The organism is Sphingomonas sp., from assembly GCF_041661885.1.
Classification (GTDB): Bacteria; Pseudomonadota; Alphaproteobacteria; order Sphingomonadales; family Sphingomonadaceae; genus Sphingomonas.
The window spans coordinates 1-13,196 of sequence record NZ_JBAZTL010000008.1; the positions used below are offsets into that span (position 1 = coordinate 1).

Annotated in this window: 16 protein-coding genes; 8 read left to right on the plus strand and 8 right to left on the minus strand. The window is 59.8% G+C overall.

Annotated features, from left to right (window positions below; genetic code table 11):
• Positions 1-208 precede the first annotated feature (208 nt).
• Positions 209-1,042 (minus strand): CDP-alcohol phosphatidyltransferase family protein, encoded by an 834-nt coding sequence (locus WC704_RS15020; protein ID WP_372891305.1) that lies wholly within the window; start codon positions 1,040-1,042, stop codon positions 209-211.
• 350 nt (positions 1,043-1,392) lie between these two features.
• Between WC704_RS15020 and WC704_RS15025 the strand changes: the two genes are divergently transcribed.
• The gene (locus WC704_RS15025) at positions 1,393-2,718 is read left to right on the plus strand and encodes a glycosyltransferase family 4 protein (RefSeq protein WP_372891307.1); all 1,326 of its coding nucleotides are present in this window, start codon (positions 1,393-1,395) and stop codon (positions 2,716-2,718) included.
• A 208-nt stretch (positions 2,719-2,926) separates the two neighbouring features.
• Here the strand turns inward: WC704_RS15025 and WC704_RS15030 are convergent, their stop codons facing one another.
• Entirely contained in the window at positions 2,927-3,904 is a 978-nt protein-coding gene (locus tag WC704_RS15030) for an alpha/beta fold hydrolase (RefSeq protein WP_372891309.1), read from the minus strand.
• Positions 3,905-4,046: 142 nt separating this feature from the next.
• On the opposite strand from WC704_RS15030, the gene WC704_RS15035 reads away from it, so the two are divergent.
• Positions 4,047-4,943: a LysR family transcriptional regulator gene (locus WC704_RS15035; protein WP_372891311.1), complete on the plus strand. Its 897-nt coding sequence runs from the start codon at positions 4,047-4,049 to the stop codon at positions 4,941-4,943.
• A gap of 7 nt (positions 4,944-4,950) precedes the next feature.
• On the opposite strand, the gene WC704_RS15040 is transcribed toward WC704_RS15035, so the two are convergent.
• A complete protein-coding gene (locus WC704_RS15040) occupies positions 4,951-5,538 on the minus strand; it encodes a CGNR zinc finger domain-containing protein (protein ID WP_372891313.1) in 588 nt (195 codons plus the stop codon).
• A 130-nt stretch (positions 5,539-5,668) separates the two neighbouring features.
• Between WC704_RS15040 and WC704_RS15045 the strand changes: the two genes are divergently transcribed.
• From WC704_RS15045 to WC704_RS15065, 5 genes are all read left to right on the plus strand, one after another.
• Positions 5,669-6,634 (plus strand): alpha/beta fold hydrolase, encoded by a 966-nt coding sequence (locus tag WC704_RS15045; protein ID WP_372891315.1) that lies wholly within the window; start codon positions 5,669-5,671, stop codon positions 6,632-6,634.
• Between the two features lie 142 nt (positions 6,635-6,776).
• Positions 6,777-7,169, plus strand: coding sequence for a nuclear transport factor 2 family protein (locus WC704_RS15050; RefSeq protein WP_372891317.1), 393 nt, complete (start codon positions 6,777-6,779; stop codon positions 7,167-7,169).
• Positions 7,169-7,942, plus strand: coding sequence for an SDR family NAD(P)-dependent oxidoreductase (locus tag WC704_RS15055; RefSeq protein ID WP_372891319.1), 774 nt, complete (start codon positions 7,169-7,171; stop codon positions 7,940-7,942). Before WC704_RS15050 ends, WC704_RS15055 begins: the two co-directional genes overlap by 1 nt.
• A 17-nt stretch (positions 7,943-7,959) precedes the next feature.
• A complete protein-coding gene (locus WC704_RS15060) occupies positions 7,960-8,730 on the plus strand; it encodes a haloacid dehalogenase type II (RefSeq protein WP_372891322.1) in 771 nt (256 codons plus the stop codon).
• A 33-nt stretch (positions 8,731-8,763) separates the two neighbouring features.
• The gene (locus WC704_RS15065; RefSeq protein WP_372891324.1) at positions 8,764-9,426 is read left to right on the plus strand and encodes an NAD(P)H-dependent oxidoreductase; all 663 of its coding nucleotides are present in this window, start codon (positions 8,764-8,766) and stop codon (positions 9,424-9,426) included.
• A 15-nt stretch (positions 9,427-9,441) separates the two neighbouring features.
• On the opposite strand, the gene WC704_RS15070 is transcribed toward WC704_RS15065, so the two are convergent.
• The 5 genes from WC704_RS15070 to WC704_RS15090 all read right to left on the minus strand — a co-directional run bounded on the left by WC704_RS15070 (position 9,442) and on the right by WC704_RS15090 (position 12,663).
• Positions 9,442-10,188 carry a putative DNA-binding domain-containing protein gene (locus tag WC704_RS15070; protein ID WP_372891326.1) on the minus strand — a complete coding sequence of 249 codons (747 nt, stop codon included), beginning with the start codon at positions 10,186-10,188 and terminating at the stop codon, positions 9,442-9,444.
• Positions 10,185-11,024, minus strand: a complete 840-nt coding sequence (locus WC704_RS15075; RefSeq protein WP_372891328.1) for a DUF692 domain-containing protein — start codon at positions 11,022-11,024, stop codon at positions 10,185-10,187. Before WC704_RS15075 ends, WC704_RS15070 begins: the two co-directional genes overlap by 4 nt.
• 118 nt (positions 11,025-11,142) lie before the next feature.
• A complete protein-coding gene (locus WC704_RS15080) occupies positions 11,143-11,400 on the minus strand; it encodes a hypothetical protein (RefSeq protein WP_372891330.1) in 258 nt (85 codons plus the stop codon).
• Positions 11,401-11,488: 88 nt separating this feature from the next.
• Complete coding sequence (locus tag WC704_RS15085; protein ID WP_372891332.1) at positions 11,489-12,130, minus strand: DUF1109 domain-containing protein; 642 nt, start codon at positions 12,128-12,130, stop codon at positions 11,489-11,491.
• A complete protein-coding gene (locus WC704_RS15090) occupies positions 12,130-12,663 on the minus strand; it encodes a sigma-70 family RNA polymerase sigma factor (protein WP_372891334.1) in 534 nt (177 codons plus the stop codon). Before WC704_RS15090 ends, WC704_RS15085 begins: the two co-directional genes overlap by 1 nt.
• A gap of 260 nt (positions 12,664-12,923) precedes the next feature.
• Between WC704_RS15090 and WC704_RS15095 the strand changes: the two genes are divergently transcribed.
• The gene (locus WC704_RS15095; protein WP_372891336.1) at positions 12,924-13,196 is read left to right on the plus strand and encodes a DUF2282 domain-containing protein; all 273 of its coding nucleotides are present in this window, start codon (positions 12,924-12,926) and stop codon (positions 13,194-13,196) included.

The window sequence follows — 13,196 nt, forward strand, 5'->3', positions numbered from 1 at the left end:
CTCGTCGCTGGGGAACCAAACGCCGGCACAAGCGCGCCGGGCGTTCCTGCAAAATAGAAGCGTCCCGCCCGGCGCGCTTGTGCCGGCGGGCGAGCAAGAATATCAATCCGACAGACTCTCGTTATGATTGCGGGACCAGCGGGGGGCAGGTCACAAGCCAGCGCCGCCGCAAAAACGTCCCTTCGACGGTTGCACAGGAGGGAGCGGATCACTTATCGAGGATTTCTCGAAACCGCTTGGTATCCGACCAAACCTTCCATACGAAGGCCAGAAATACCAATGACCACAAGACAAAAATTGTCATGTCGATAACGCGCAAGCCAGCGAACCGGGCGTCGACTAACCCCGGGCCGCTCCATAGGCCGAACAGCGCCCAGGCGGTCAGCAACAAGCGTAACTCGGTCGCGCCCATTCCGTAATAGGACAGGTGATGGGTTTTTAGGATCAATACCTTCAGATAGGTAAAGCTGGTCATCAATAGATACATTGAAAGCGCGAGCAGCGAAGAAAATAGGGTAAAATACGGAGAAAGCCCAAGTCCAACAAAAATAAGGGTCTGTGAAACAAGGTCACAGGAGTGATCGAGAAAATAGCCGAAGTCGGGTCGCTCGATCTTGCGGTAACGGGCGAGCGTACCGTCGAGTGAGTCACCGAGCCAATTAAGGAAGAGTCCAAGGATAGCAAGAAAAACGAACCAAGGGGAGGCGCGGCTCGCGGCGAATCCGATTAATACCAGAAGGGCGCCGAGAAGTCCCAGTGCGGTCAACTGGTCAGGAGTTACGATAGACGGTGTACGTGCGGCAAGCGCCCGCAAGATATTGCGCTCTTGGGTCGCAAGGAAGCTATTGTTCACCCGTACGTGGTGGACCGGTTGTTCAGGCTCATCGACCGACTCAACGCGTTGGGGTTCATCCTGTGTTTGATTATACCCCTCGGCCTTCCGGTTCGCCTCGAGCTGAATCGGAGGTAATTGCGCCAGTGTTGCCTCAAGATCGGAGTGGAGAATTTCCTGACCTGATCCAACGCGTCGGTAAGTCTTCAACTGCAAATCCTCTGCGTATGAATTTCAGGGCTGGCGCGTGGCTTTGCCCGATTTCGCTGTTGCAGTACAGGCTATATGTTCTGGCGATGCGTCATGGCAATTATGCTTTTTTCGTCGCGTGATAGGCCGGCTTCGCGTGAGAATCGCCGAAAGCTAATGATGCGAGGGCAGAGCGAGAGGATGCCGCGTCGGCTTCGGACTCGCGCAAATTTGTTGTGTGATGGCGTTATTTTTTGTAAATGATTCTATCGCATATATAATTAATATAGATTTCCACGATAGAAAAAATTCATATATAACACTTATTACGATATTATATGATATAATAGTGGCTATTAATAAGGTTTTTTATGCGCCCCATTATTGCTTACGATGTAGTGCGCTTATTTATCGGTCCAGCATTTTTAACGCCGCGAGGTATAGATAGAATTGACCTGGCGTTTGCTCGATATCTTTTTGATGATTTGTCGAGTAAAAATATTGGAATATTACCGACACCTGTTGGCGTGTATGCTTTTTCGGCGGAAAAGGTCAGGAAATTACTGGCATATATCCAAGAATTGTGGGCGGAGGATGTCGACCTCATGGCTGACCTCCAATTGCAGCATTTGTTGGATCATATCGGGCATCGACAGAATCAAAAAACCACGCGACCGGTGCATCCGGTATTGCCTCTTTCGTTCCGGAGCAAGGTTGGGCGTATGCTTGACATGGTGTCGGCGACGCGTTTGTTTCCCCATCGCATCGCAAGTCGAGCAGTCCCGAGCAACGCGATCTATCTCAACATTGGACAGTTGGGGCTGGCAATGCCAAATTTCTTCAACTGGCTCGCGAAGCGCCCTGACATTACCTGTGCCATGATGGTGCACGATGCCATTCCCATCGACTATCCGCACCTGGTCGGGGAAAAAGCACCCATGTATCACCGGCAAATGATCCGGACCGCAGCGGAACATGCGGATTGCGTGATCTTCAATTCCGCCTACACGCGCGATAGTGTAACTGCGGTGATGCAGCAATTCGGTCGACCCTGCCCACTGGGGTTGGTGCGATCCCTGCCATTGTCAGCGGCATTTGTTGATGTCGAATCCGCCGTCGCAGAGTTGTCCGGCACACGCTATTTCCTGGCGGTTTCTACAGTCGAGCCCCGCAAAAATTACGCACTGCTGCTGCGCGTCTGGCAACATCTGATGGCAACTATGGGGCCTGCAGCGCCGCATCTCGTCATCGTTGGCTCTCCTGGGAAAGATGCCGACTCCATTCTGGCCCCGCTGGCATTCGATTCTGAGCTGGCCGGGCGAGTTCACCACGTAATCGGCTTGTCGAGCCCGGCGCTGGCTTCGTTGATGCTGGGTGCTGCCGGCGTATTGTGCCCCTCCCTTGCGGAGGGTTTCGGGTTGCCCCTGCTTGAGGCGAACGCGTTGGGTGTACCGGCCATCGCGACAGACATTCCAGCCCATCGCGAAGTGGCCAGTGCCACTACAGTGCTCTTGTCCGAAAACGATGAAGAAGGCTGGGTGCGGGCAATCGCAGCGACACCCGATGTTAAGATGCACCGTAACCCATACATCCCCTCTGCCATGACCGAAGCCGCCTATTGCGCCGACATCGTTGATTTCATCAGCAACCTCGGCCCTAATGAGGTACCCCGACCCGTTAGACAGTTTGGCGGTTGAGCGAAGCTATGCCCAGATTGGTTTACGGTGCCATTCTACCGTGTGTGATCAGCGCATAAGCCCTATCCGGGGGCAAGGCGATCGTGAGACCGTTACCTATTGGAAACACCGCGAAAGCCGCCGGATGGAAACATTGTCCATCCAGCGGCCATGACGATTCATGCCAATTTTCGCCTTGGCGATGTGCAGCGCGACCGCAAAGGCGGCCCTAGCGCGCAGGCCGTGATGGCAAGCGACCCAGGAATGTCAGCATTGCCGTCGCAATTTCGGGCGCGTGGCTTTCCAGAGCAAAATGTCCGGCGGGGTAGGAATGAACCTCGGTCGACGGCACGAGTGTTTTGAACAGGTCACGTCCCTTGGTGGTGAAAATCGGGTCGTTGTCACCCCACACAACCAGCGTCGGTATTTGCTTTGCCTTCAGAAACGCCTGCCATTGCGGGTAGAGTTCGACATTGTGCTGATATTGGTAGAGCAATTCGACCTGGATCCGGTCATTGCCGGGCCGGTCGATCAAGGACTGATCGAACACCCACGCGTCCGGGTTGATCCGGTCGGTGCGCGAAACGCCTTCGACATATTGAAACTTGGTTGCCTCAGCGGTGAACGCGCCGCGGAAGACCTTTTCGCTCTCAGCCGTGCGATTTTTCCAGGCCGGGGCGAAGCCGCCGACAATCTGTGGGTTCCACCCCTCGACATTGGCGACGGCATTCTGGACGACCAGACCCCGCACGCGCTCGGGATGCATCATCGCGAGGCGAATGCCGACCGGGCCGCCGTAATCCTGCATGTACAGGACATAGCGGTTCAACCCGATCGTTCCGGTGAATTCATCGATCACATTGGCGAGCGTTGGAAAGTCATAGGAAAATGCTTCGGGCGCGGGCGCACTTGAATGGCCGAAGCCCGGGTAATCGGGTGCGATCACATGATATTTCTTGGCCAGCAGCGGGATCAAATCGCGGAACATGTGCGATGAGCTTGGGAAGCCGTGCAGCAGCAATACCGTCGGCGCGGTGACGGGACCGGCTTCACGATAGAAAATGTCGAGCCCACGAACCTTGGCGACGTGGTAGGTGACGACGGGCGCCGCCGTCACCGCCGTTGCAGGAACGTGGACCGGTGTTTTTGCAAAGCTGGCGGTGGTCAGGAGGGCGGTCGCGATTGCGGCCAGGGCAATTTTCTTCATTATCGCTCTCACAGGATAGAGGTGGGGGCGGTTTATGACCGTGAGGGTCGCCTGCCGCCGATGGAGCCTGCTATAGCCCCTTCCGATCGCGCAAAATATCCGGTGTACGCGGGAAGCATCCTCCCATAATATGGGAAGTACAATGGATCGGTTCGAGTCGATGACCGCGTTCGTCGCTGCGGTGGAGGCGGGCGGCTTTTCTGCCGCCGCGCGGCGCACGCGTATGCCGCTGGCAACGATCAGCCGTAAAGTGTCCGATCTGGAGACTATGCTTGGCGTGCGCTTGCTCAATCGTTCGGTGGGTGGAGTCTCGCTGACCGAAAGCGGGCAATCCTATTACCCCGAATGTCGGCGGCTGCTCGACGCATTGGCGGAGGCGGAACGGGCGGCGTCGGGGGAGTATCGCGCACCGCGCGGTGACCTGACCATCACCGCGCCGATTGCCTTTGGCCGGATGCACCTGACGCCCATCGTGGTCGCGTTTCTGCGCGCTTATTCCGACGTGGGCATCAGCTTGCGGTTGACCGATGAGATCCTGCATCTTGGCGACGACCAGATCGATCTTGCGGTGCGGATCAGTCGGCTTCCCGACAGCAGCATGGTGGCGACCCGGATCGGTGACATTCGCCCGGTCATCTGCGCCAGCCCAGCCTATCTTGCGGATCGGGGAACACCGCAGCACCCGGAGGATTTGGCGGACCATGAGTGTTTGTCGGGCACCCGACTGTCCGTGCCCGAAGCGTGGCCGTTTCAGATCGGCAAGACAATTCGACGATTCCCGATCCACGGACGATTGGCGGTGACGACGTCCGAAGCGGCGATCGAGGCTGCAATCGCGGGAGCCGGGTTGATCCGGGTGCTCTGTTATCAAGTGGTCGAGGCACAGCGGCAGGGGTATCTGGTAACGGTACTGCGCGGGTTCGAGCCCGAGCCGACACCGATCAGCCTCGTCCATGCGAGCGCACGGCTGGTGCCTTTGAAACTGCGCGCTTTTCTTGATTATGCAGTACCGCGCCTGAAACAGCGTCTGGCGGTCTAGCGCCGGTTCAGTGCTGCCGGGCGATGGCCTTGCGCTCGCGATATTGCGCAACTTTGTCGCGGTTGCCGCACAGGGACATCGTGCACCAGCGTCGGCGATTATTCTTGCCGACGTCGTAAAACTGCATGGTGCAGGCCGGGTTGTCGCAGTGGCGCATTCGCTGATGCTCGAACGCGTCGAGAAAATGGGCAAAGTCCCAGGCCACCGCGCTTGCCACGGGTGGGCCGCCATATTCGACATGCTCTTCGACCGCCGCACCGGCCCCGATGCGCCGCCGCACCGATGATCGCTCGATCAAGCCGTTGATGGTGGCAATCAGGTCCGCCGGAAGCGGCTCGGAGGCGGCGAGTCGGTCGAACGCGTCCGCCAATTGCGCGCGCAATGCGTGAAGCGCGGCTGGATCGTCACGGTTTTCGGTATCGGGCGTGCCGATATTGGCCTGCGCGGCCCAATGCGACAGCGCCGACTCGGTTCCGATCAGATCGAGCAGCTCGCCTTTGATGATGGGCGTGGTGTTGACGAAATCGATCCACAAACTGCCGCCAAGGAACGGCATTCCCTCGCGAAACTCCCCTGAAAACGGCTCTTGGCGCATTGCAATCCCATTCTGCGTCGACCGCAAGCCGGTGACGCCATCAAACTGTAACCTATAAAATCGTTCTTGACAGGTGTGTTTTAGAATGTCACCTATAAAAACCGTTTAAAAGGTTACATAAGGACACGCGATGACAAATCCTCTTGGTTCCGCCGCCGGCGCATTGCTGGCAACCTCGGCAGCCGGTGTTTTGGCTGCTACCCCGCTTCCGGCAGAGGCCGCTCCTGCAGCAGCTTCGACGCAGACGCAGTATCGCACCGCGACGGTTGACGGCCTGAAGATCTTCTACCGTGAAGCAGGGCGCGCCGACGCGCCAACGATCGTGCTGCTGCACGGCTTCCCGACCTCGTCGCATATGTATCGCGAACTGATTCCGGCATTGGCCGATCGCTTCCACGTAATCGCGCCGGACTATGTCGGTTTCGGCCAGTCGGACGCGCCGTCGAACACGAAGTTCTCCTACACCTTCGATAACCTGACCGCGCATGTCTCCGGGCTGCTCGATCAACTGCACCTGAATTCCTATGTGCTCTACATGCAGGATTATGGTGGCCCGATCGGCTTCCGGATCTTCGCTGCGCACCCGGAGCGGGTGAAGGGCCTCGTCGTTCAGAACACGAACGCCTATCTCGAAGGCGTTGGCGATATGCCCAAGCAGGTGTTCCTGCCGCTTTGGGAAAAGCGCGACGCGACGACCGAAGCGGCGGCGCGGACCTTCCTGAAGCCCGAGACGACGCAGTTCCAGTACAGCTTCGGCGCGAAGAACCCGGAGGCGATCAGCCCGGACAATTGGGTGCATGACCAGGCATTGCTCGACCGTCCCGGCACCGATGCGTATCAGATCGATCTGCTGGCCGATTACAAGACCAACGTTGGCCTCTATGAGAGCTGGCACGCCGCGTTCCGCAAATATCAGCCGAAGACGCTGATCGTCTGGGGCAAGAACGATCCGTTCTTCATCCCGGCGGGTGCCGAGGCGTTCAAGAAGGATCTGCCGAAGGCGAAGCTCGTCTGGCTCGACGGCGGCCACTTCGCGCTTGAAGAAAACGTCCCGCTGGTTGCCAGCGAAATCAAGATCGCTTTTGCCGGACAATAAAACCCTTCCCGTCCGGTAAATACGTTGCCGGTGCGGTTCCATCCCCCCTTGGAACCCACCGGCAACACACCCTTCTTTCCGTTCGCCAGCCGGTGTTCGAATGTGCATCCGGCGGCGGACGATTCTGTTTTGGATCAACAGCATGATGCGTAACAACCGCGACACGGTCGCAGCCTTCTACACCGCGCTGGCTGGTGGTGATGCTGCCGCAGCGCTGGGCCTTATGGCCGATGATATCAACTGGGTCGGGATGGAAGGTTGGCCCTACCGTGCGGCCGGTCGTGGCCCCGCCGCGGTTGCCGAGGGTATCCTCGGGCCGATGCTGGCTGACTGGCAGGACCTGTTGGTGACGCCCGCGACGTTTCATGATGCCGGCGACGTTGTCATCTCGATCGGACGGTATAGCGGGGTTCACAGCGTTACGGGCAAGGCGCTCGATATCGCCTTCGCACATGTCTGGACGGTCACCGACGGCAAGCTCGCGGCGTTTCGTCAGTTTACCGATACGCTGCTGATCGATCGGGCGATGCGGTAATGGCTTCGTCTCGTACTGTCATCGTCACCGGTGCCAGCCGAGGCATCGGTCGGGCCACCGCCATTCGTCTTGCAAGCGATTTTGATCTGGTCGTCCCGGTCGCTCGCACCGAAGCCGATCTTGAAGAGACGGCAACCCAGATCCGCGCCATCGGGGCGACGGCGCTGCCGATTGCGCAGGACATGCGCGATCGGGATGCGGCGGTGAAGGTGATTTCGCAGACGCTGGCGGCGAGCGAGCGGATCGACGCGATCGTCAACATCGCTGGCGCAGTGCCGCAGGCTGACGTGCTGGAAATGACGGATGCGCAATGGGAGGACGGGCTCGCGCTCAAATTTCACGGTGCGCGTCGCCTTGCCATTGCGGGGTGGCCGCATCTAATGGCGTCGGCGGGCTCGCTGATTTTCATGTCGGGCGCAACCGCCGAAGCGCCCAAGGCAATGCTGGCCGGGGTTTCGGCGATCAACGCGGCGATTTCGGGCCTGTCCAAGGCTTTTGCCGATCGTGGGCTTACCGACAATGTCCAGGTCAATACGATTCTTCCAGGCGCAGTGCTGACTGGGCGACGCCTGAAGATGATCGAACATTTCGCGGCGACCCGCAAAATACCGCTTGAAGATGCAATGTCGACCTATGCCAGTGAGGCGGGAATTTCGCGCTTCGGTCGACCCGAAGACATCGCTGCGCTCATCGCTTTCGCGCTGTCGCCGTCCGCGCATTGGATGACGGGGGCAAGCCTGCGGATGGACGGCGGGGAAACCAGATCTTTGTGACCAATAGGAAGACCATTATGTCCGATGTTCCGATGACGCTTTCCCGCCGTGATGCGATGGGAGCGCTTGCCCTGGGCGCGGCGTTGTTGCCCACCGCCGGGCGTGCTGCCCCCGCAACCGCCGTCGATGCGATCGGGTTCGATGGTTTTCCAATCTTCGACCCGCGTCCGGTCGGTGCGCTGGCCAAACGGTTGTTTCCTGAGCGGGGCGAAGCGCTGGCGCAGCAATGGAATGCCAAGCTGTTCGGTTATGCCTGGCTCTACACCGCCGCCGGGCAGTATGACGGGTTCGACGCCTTGGCCGATTCCGCGCTGCGCTATACCGCAGAAGCATTGCAAATCGCGCTGACCGAGCGCGACCGGAATATGTTGGTCGGGGCGTATAGCGAGCTTGAGGCATGGCCGGATGTGCGCCCGGCGTTGATGAAGCTGCGCGCCGCCGGTGTTCGGTTGGCCTTCCTGTCGAACCTTAGCGAGGCAACGCTTCGGGCCAATATGGCGCGCAGTGGCATTACCGAGATGTTTGAACATGTGCTCAGCACCGATCGGGTTCGCCAATTCAAGCCCGCGCGTGCGGCCTATGGCATGGCGCTCGATGCGTTCGCGCTGCCCAAGGCGCGCATCGGCTTCGCCGCTTTTGGCGGTTGGGATGCAGCGGGCGCGGCGTGGTTCGGCTATCGTACCGCGTGGGTGAATCGACTCGGCGTGCCGCGCGAGCCGATCGAACCGGGCCCGGCATTTGTCGGGCGGGGTATGGACGCGGTATTGGCGCTGGCCGGTATCGCCTGATTGCTGGGCGCGGCGACGGGCAGGGGAGTATCGATGCGGGTTCTGATTGTATTTGCGCACGCAGAACCCAGCAGCTTCAACGGAGCGCTGCTGCGCGCGGGTGTCGCGGCGCTCCTTGCTGCGGGGCATGAGGTCCAGGTCTCGGATCTCTACGCGATGGGGTTTGACCCGGTGTCGGATCGCCGCAACTTCGTCACCGTCGCCAACCCGGACCGGTTGGGCCAGCAAGCCGAGGAGGCTTATGCCAGCGCCAACAATGGGTTCGTTCCCGCGCTTCAGGCCGAAATGGACAAACTCGCCTGGTGCGACGTGCTGGTATTCCAATTTCCAATCTGGTGGCTTGGCCTGCCCGCGATCCTGAAGGGCTGGGTCGATCGCGTGTTTGCGGTTGGCCGGGCCTATGGTGGCGGGCGCTGGTTCGAGGGTGGATTTTTTGCGGGCAAGCGCGCGATGTGTGCGGTGTCGCTCGGCGGGTTGGAAGACGTCTATTCGGACAGCGGGGTATATGCGCCGATCGAGGACGTGCTTTTCCCGATTCATCGGGGTATTTTCGGCTTTACCGGGTTCAGCGTGATCGCCCCCTTCGCGGTTTATGGCCCGGGGCGGATCGATGCCACGGCGCGCGAAGCCTATCTTGAGCGCTATGTGGAACGTTTGTTGACGCTGGAGACCGCACCACTGCTCGAGTGGAAATAGCGCGGCTGGCTCCGTTCAGGCGATATGTGAAATCAGGCCATCGGAAAGCCAGGTACGAAGCAAATCTGCCGCGGTCGCGGCGCCGTCTTCCTCGCCAAGTTCGTCCACCAATTGCGTGCACAAGGCCGAAAAGGGCAAGCCCGCTAAGGCCAGCGAAAGGATCGCACGTTCGCGCTCTTCGATGCTGCGGAAATGCGGGGACAGTTCGTGCCGCCAAACCAGCAAAGCGCCGACCTGGGGTAAAATCTGGGCCGGGGGCGGGGTGTTACCCTCAGCAATCGCCGACCAGATCGCCCCGCTATTGGTGAGTGCCTTGCCGATGGTCAGTGTCGGCACGAAGCGCAGCACCGCAGCATCCCAGTCAATGTCAGCCAGCGTGGCGAGATCGACCGGGGACGCGTTGGCGCCGTCGAACGCCTGGCGGAGCGCTGAATCAAGCCATGCCAGCTCGGCCACTTCGCGATCGTCGGGATATAGGGCGGAAAGCGACGCCGCGAAATTGTGGCCATACCGGCCAAGCGTCCAGCTTTTCGGTGGATGCAGCGCAATATGGTGCAGCGCCGCCGCTTCGAACGCCTCTTCGCCCAGCCAGGCGGCGCATTTTTCATGGGTATCGCGCAGGCAATCAATCAATTGAGCGCGATAGGCATGGTGATAGACCGCAAGGCCCTCTTCGGCGGTCTCCGCGACATGGTGCGTAATCTGGTTTGGCGCGTCCGCCAGCCAGCCGCAAAAATCGCGTTGCAGGAGCGCCAGACTCATGCCGCCACCGCGTGGCGCACGCCGGCAATCTCCCGCGCGATCGCCAGTTCGACCAGCAAATCATCGAGCGGTGGAATGTGGTCGTCGCGTTCGATCATCGTCGCGGTAGGACCAAAGCGCGCGCACGCTTCGGCGTAAAGCGACCATACCGGGTCAGGAACGGGGGCGTCATGCGTGTCGATCAGCAGCGTCTTGCCGTGGCTATGCCCGGCCAAATGCATCTGGCGGATACGATCACCGGGGATGCCATCGAGATAGGCGATCGGGTCGAAACCGTGATTGGTGGCGCTGACGAAAATGTTGTTCACATCGAGCAGCAGATAACAGCCGGTACGCGCCGCCATTTCGGCGATGAATTCCCATTCGGTCCGGTTCGATTCCGGAAACGTGAGATAGCTCGACGGATTTTCGATCACGAGCGCGCGGCCAAGTGCCTCCTGCGCGTGGTGGATATTGGCGCAAACCACGTCCATCGCCTCGTCGGTATAGGGCAGGGGCAGCAGATCGTGCGAATTGAACCCGCCGAAACCGGTCCAGCACAGATGATCCGAAACCCATAGCGGATCGATCCGGTCCGCCAGCGAACACAGTCGGCGAAGATGCTCTTCGTCAAGGCCGTCGGCTGATCCGATCGACATGGAAACACCGTGCAACGCAACCGGGCAGCGTTCGCGAACGCGCTCCAGCATCACCAGCGGGCGACCGCCGTCGATCATGAAATTTTCTGAAATAACCTCGACGAAATCGAGCGGCACGGGCCGCGTCAAGAAGTCGTCGTAATGCTGCGGACGCAGGCCAAGGCCGAAGCCGGTAAAAGGCGCGATGGGATCGGGCAACGGGCTCACCATGCAGTCAAAAGGGAGGACGCGGTGCCATCCCTTCGCCAACGGAATGGGATGGCCCCGGTGTCACGGGACCGGTCAGGAGGACGACCGGCCCCGCAAACCTCAACCGTTACTTGGTTTCGGTCAGGCTGCCGCCCTGAGCCTTGCAAGCCTTCGCGGTCAGCGCCTTGAAGCCCTGGCCCTTGCACTCGTTCTGGCCCTTGCACTCATGCGCGCCGGACTTGCAATCCGACTGACCCTTGCAGCTATTCACGCCGTAGCAGTGAACAACCTTGCCAGCAGCCTGGGCAGGGGCCGTCACGGCAACACCAGCGACAGCAACGAGAGCGACGCTGCTAGCAATGCTTGCGGCTTTGAAAGTGATCATGAGATTTTCTCCGAAAGGGTTTGCCGAAGTGGCATTTTCCTATTCGGCGGTGTGTTCGGTCGGGTTACAATTTTCGTTGAAGGAATTTCTACCAGCGCAACAAACGTGGCCCAACCAGCGCGCCGAACACTGCGGCGCCGCCCATGCCGAGCGTGTACCACGTCAACACAAATGCCGCCGAGGTCTCGTCACACCGAAAGCTGTAGAGCAGTGCGGCAAAGGCACCCGAAGCAAGGCCCGCCGCGGCACCGGTAAGGCGCAAGCGCGTCGGTGCAAATCGCCGAAATGCCCAGATCAACCCGGCAAAAATCGGCGCGGCCAAAATCAGCACCCGCATCGAGCATCGCCGCCAGCTATCGCCTAGCCACATCGTCAGCCAATGCGATTGGGGAGCTGCCGCGAATTCCATCACCGCAATGACAGAAAGCAGGCCAACCGGAATCAGAAGCAACCACAACCAGCGGCTGCGCGTCGCCTCCGGGCGGGCAAGATGATAGGTGGCGAACAACGCGATCAGGGTAAAGGACAGCGTGTATGCCCATTTCATCCAGATCGCATAACCATACATCGCGGTCGTCAAATCATGACGCAACCCAAGGCCAAGCACCACGACAAGCGCGGTAATGGCGCCACCGATTGCGAGCGCGACGAACAGCCGCCGCTCGATCATGTGCGGAGCAACGGGGCGGACGCCCGTCGAGAGCGATTGGATCAGGTCGTCGGTGTTCATCACGAAAGTCCCAATCGGGCGGCGAGCGATTTCAGCCCGCGGTGCACCGAAATTTTCACATCTGATTCGCTCATGTCATGCCGGTTGGCCGACTCTGCAACGCTGAGGCCATCGACCTTGGTTTCGCGAATTGCCCGAGCCTGCTTTTCCGGAAGAACGTCGAGCAGGCTGTCGACATCCATGCGGGCCGATATCGCGTCTTCAAAGCCTTCGGCCGCCAGAATATCCTCCAGCCCCTCGATCGGCACAGTCGCCCGCCGCCGCCGAAAGTGATCGACCATCTTGTAGCGCGCGACCGCATACGCCCATGCCGTGAACGGTCGGCTTGTGTCGTACGTTGCGCGTCGCGTGTGAATGGCAATCAGTGTTTCCTGCACGAGATCCTCAACATCTTCCGCAGCATCACGAAGGCGGCGGCCAAAAAAGGAGCGCAGCAAAGGCGCGAGGATATCCAGCAGGGTCCGATAGGCCCGGGCGTCCCCTGAGAGACCGCCGAGCATCATCGCTCGCAGTTGTTCTTCACTCGCCCGCACGTGCACTCCTAAGGGCCATTCGCGTCGTCCCAACGTTTGGTTACAGCCAACCGTTCGAATCGCGAGACATTTTTTGATTTCGCGGGCGACGGTCGGTTTTTATGGATCGTTGTAACCGAGAAGTGCGCCCCGGCGAATAGCGATTGAGGCCGCGCCCCTGCGGCTTCCCGCCTGCCGCGCAGCGATCACCCCCCCCCTTCCCAGATCGGTGTGCGGCAGGCGCGATTTCGCCGCTTCAAGCTTACAAGGAAGATGATCCGATGACTTCTCGCTCCAGTGTTGCGCTCACCGCGCTGCTCGTTGCCTCGCTCGGTGCCGGTGCTGCCCAGGCGCAGACCGCCGCCAAGCCGATGGAAAAGTGCTACGGCGTCAGCCTCGCCGGCAAGAATGACTGCAAGGCCGGTGCCGGCACGAGCTGCGCGGGTACTTCGGTCCGCAACTATCAGGGCGATGCGTGGAAGCTGGTTCCGGCTGGCACCTGCACCAAGATCAAGACGCCCAAGGGCTTCGGTTCGCTGACTCCGAAGGCCTGA

Bases quoted from the DNA above. Each gene is read 5' to 3' on its own strand.
- WC704_RS15025 (WP_372891307.1), top strand. From the start codon at position 1,393: ATGCGCCCCATTATTGCTTACGATGTAGTGCGCTTATTTATCGGTCCA.
- WC704_RS15030 (WP_372891309.1), bottom strand. From the start codon at position 3,904: ATGAAGAAAATTGCCCTGGCCGCAATCGCGACCGCCCTCCTGACCACC.
- WC704_RS15035 (WP_372891311.1), top strand. From the start codon at position 4,047: ATGGATCGGTTCGAGTCGATGACCGCGTTCGTCGCTGCGGTGGAGGCG.
- WC704_RS15040 (WP_372891313.1), bottom strand. From the start codon at position 5,538: ATGCGCCAAGAGCCGTTTTCAGGGGAGTTTCGCGAGGGAATGCCGTTC.
- WC704_RS15045 (WP_372891315.1), top strand. From the start codon at position 5,669: ATGACAAATCCTCTTGGTTCCGCCGCCGGCGCATTGCTGGCAACCTCG.
- WC704_RS15050 (WP_372891317.1), top strand. From the start codon at position 6,777: ATGATGCGTAACAACCGCGACACGGTCGCAGCCTTCTACACCGCGCTG.
- WC704_RS15055 (WP_372891319.1), top strand. From the start codon at position 7,169: ATGGCTTCGTCTCGTACTGTCATCGTCACCGGTGCCAGCCGAGGCATC.
- WC704_RS15060 (WP_372891322.1), top strand. From the start codon at position 7,960: ATGTCCGATGTTCCGATGACGCTTTCCCGCCGTGATGCGATGGGAGCG.
- WC704_RS15065 (WP_372891324.1), top strand. From the start codon at position 8,764: ATGCGGGTTCTGATTGTATTTGCGCACGCAGAACCCAGCAGCTTCAAC.
- WC704_RS15070 (WP_372891326.1), bottom strand. From the start codon at position 10,188: ATGAGTCTGGCGCTCCTGCAACGCGATTTTTGCGGCTGGCTGGCGGAC.
- WC704_RS15080 (WP_372891330.1), bottom strand. From the start codon at position 11,400: ATGATCACTTTCAAAGCCGCAAGCATTGCTAGCAGCGTCGCTCTCGTT.
- WC704_RS15085 (WP_372891332.1), bottom strand. From the start codon at position 12,130: ATGAACACCGACGACCTGATCCAATCGCTCTCGACGGGCGTCCGCCCC.
- WC704_RS15095 (WP_372891336.1), top strand. From the start codon at position 12,924: ATGACTTCTCGCTCCAGTGTTGCGCTCACCGCGCTGCTCGTTGCCTCG.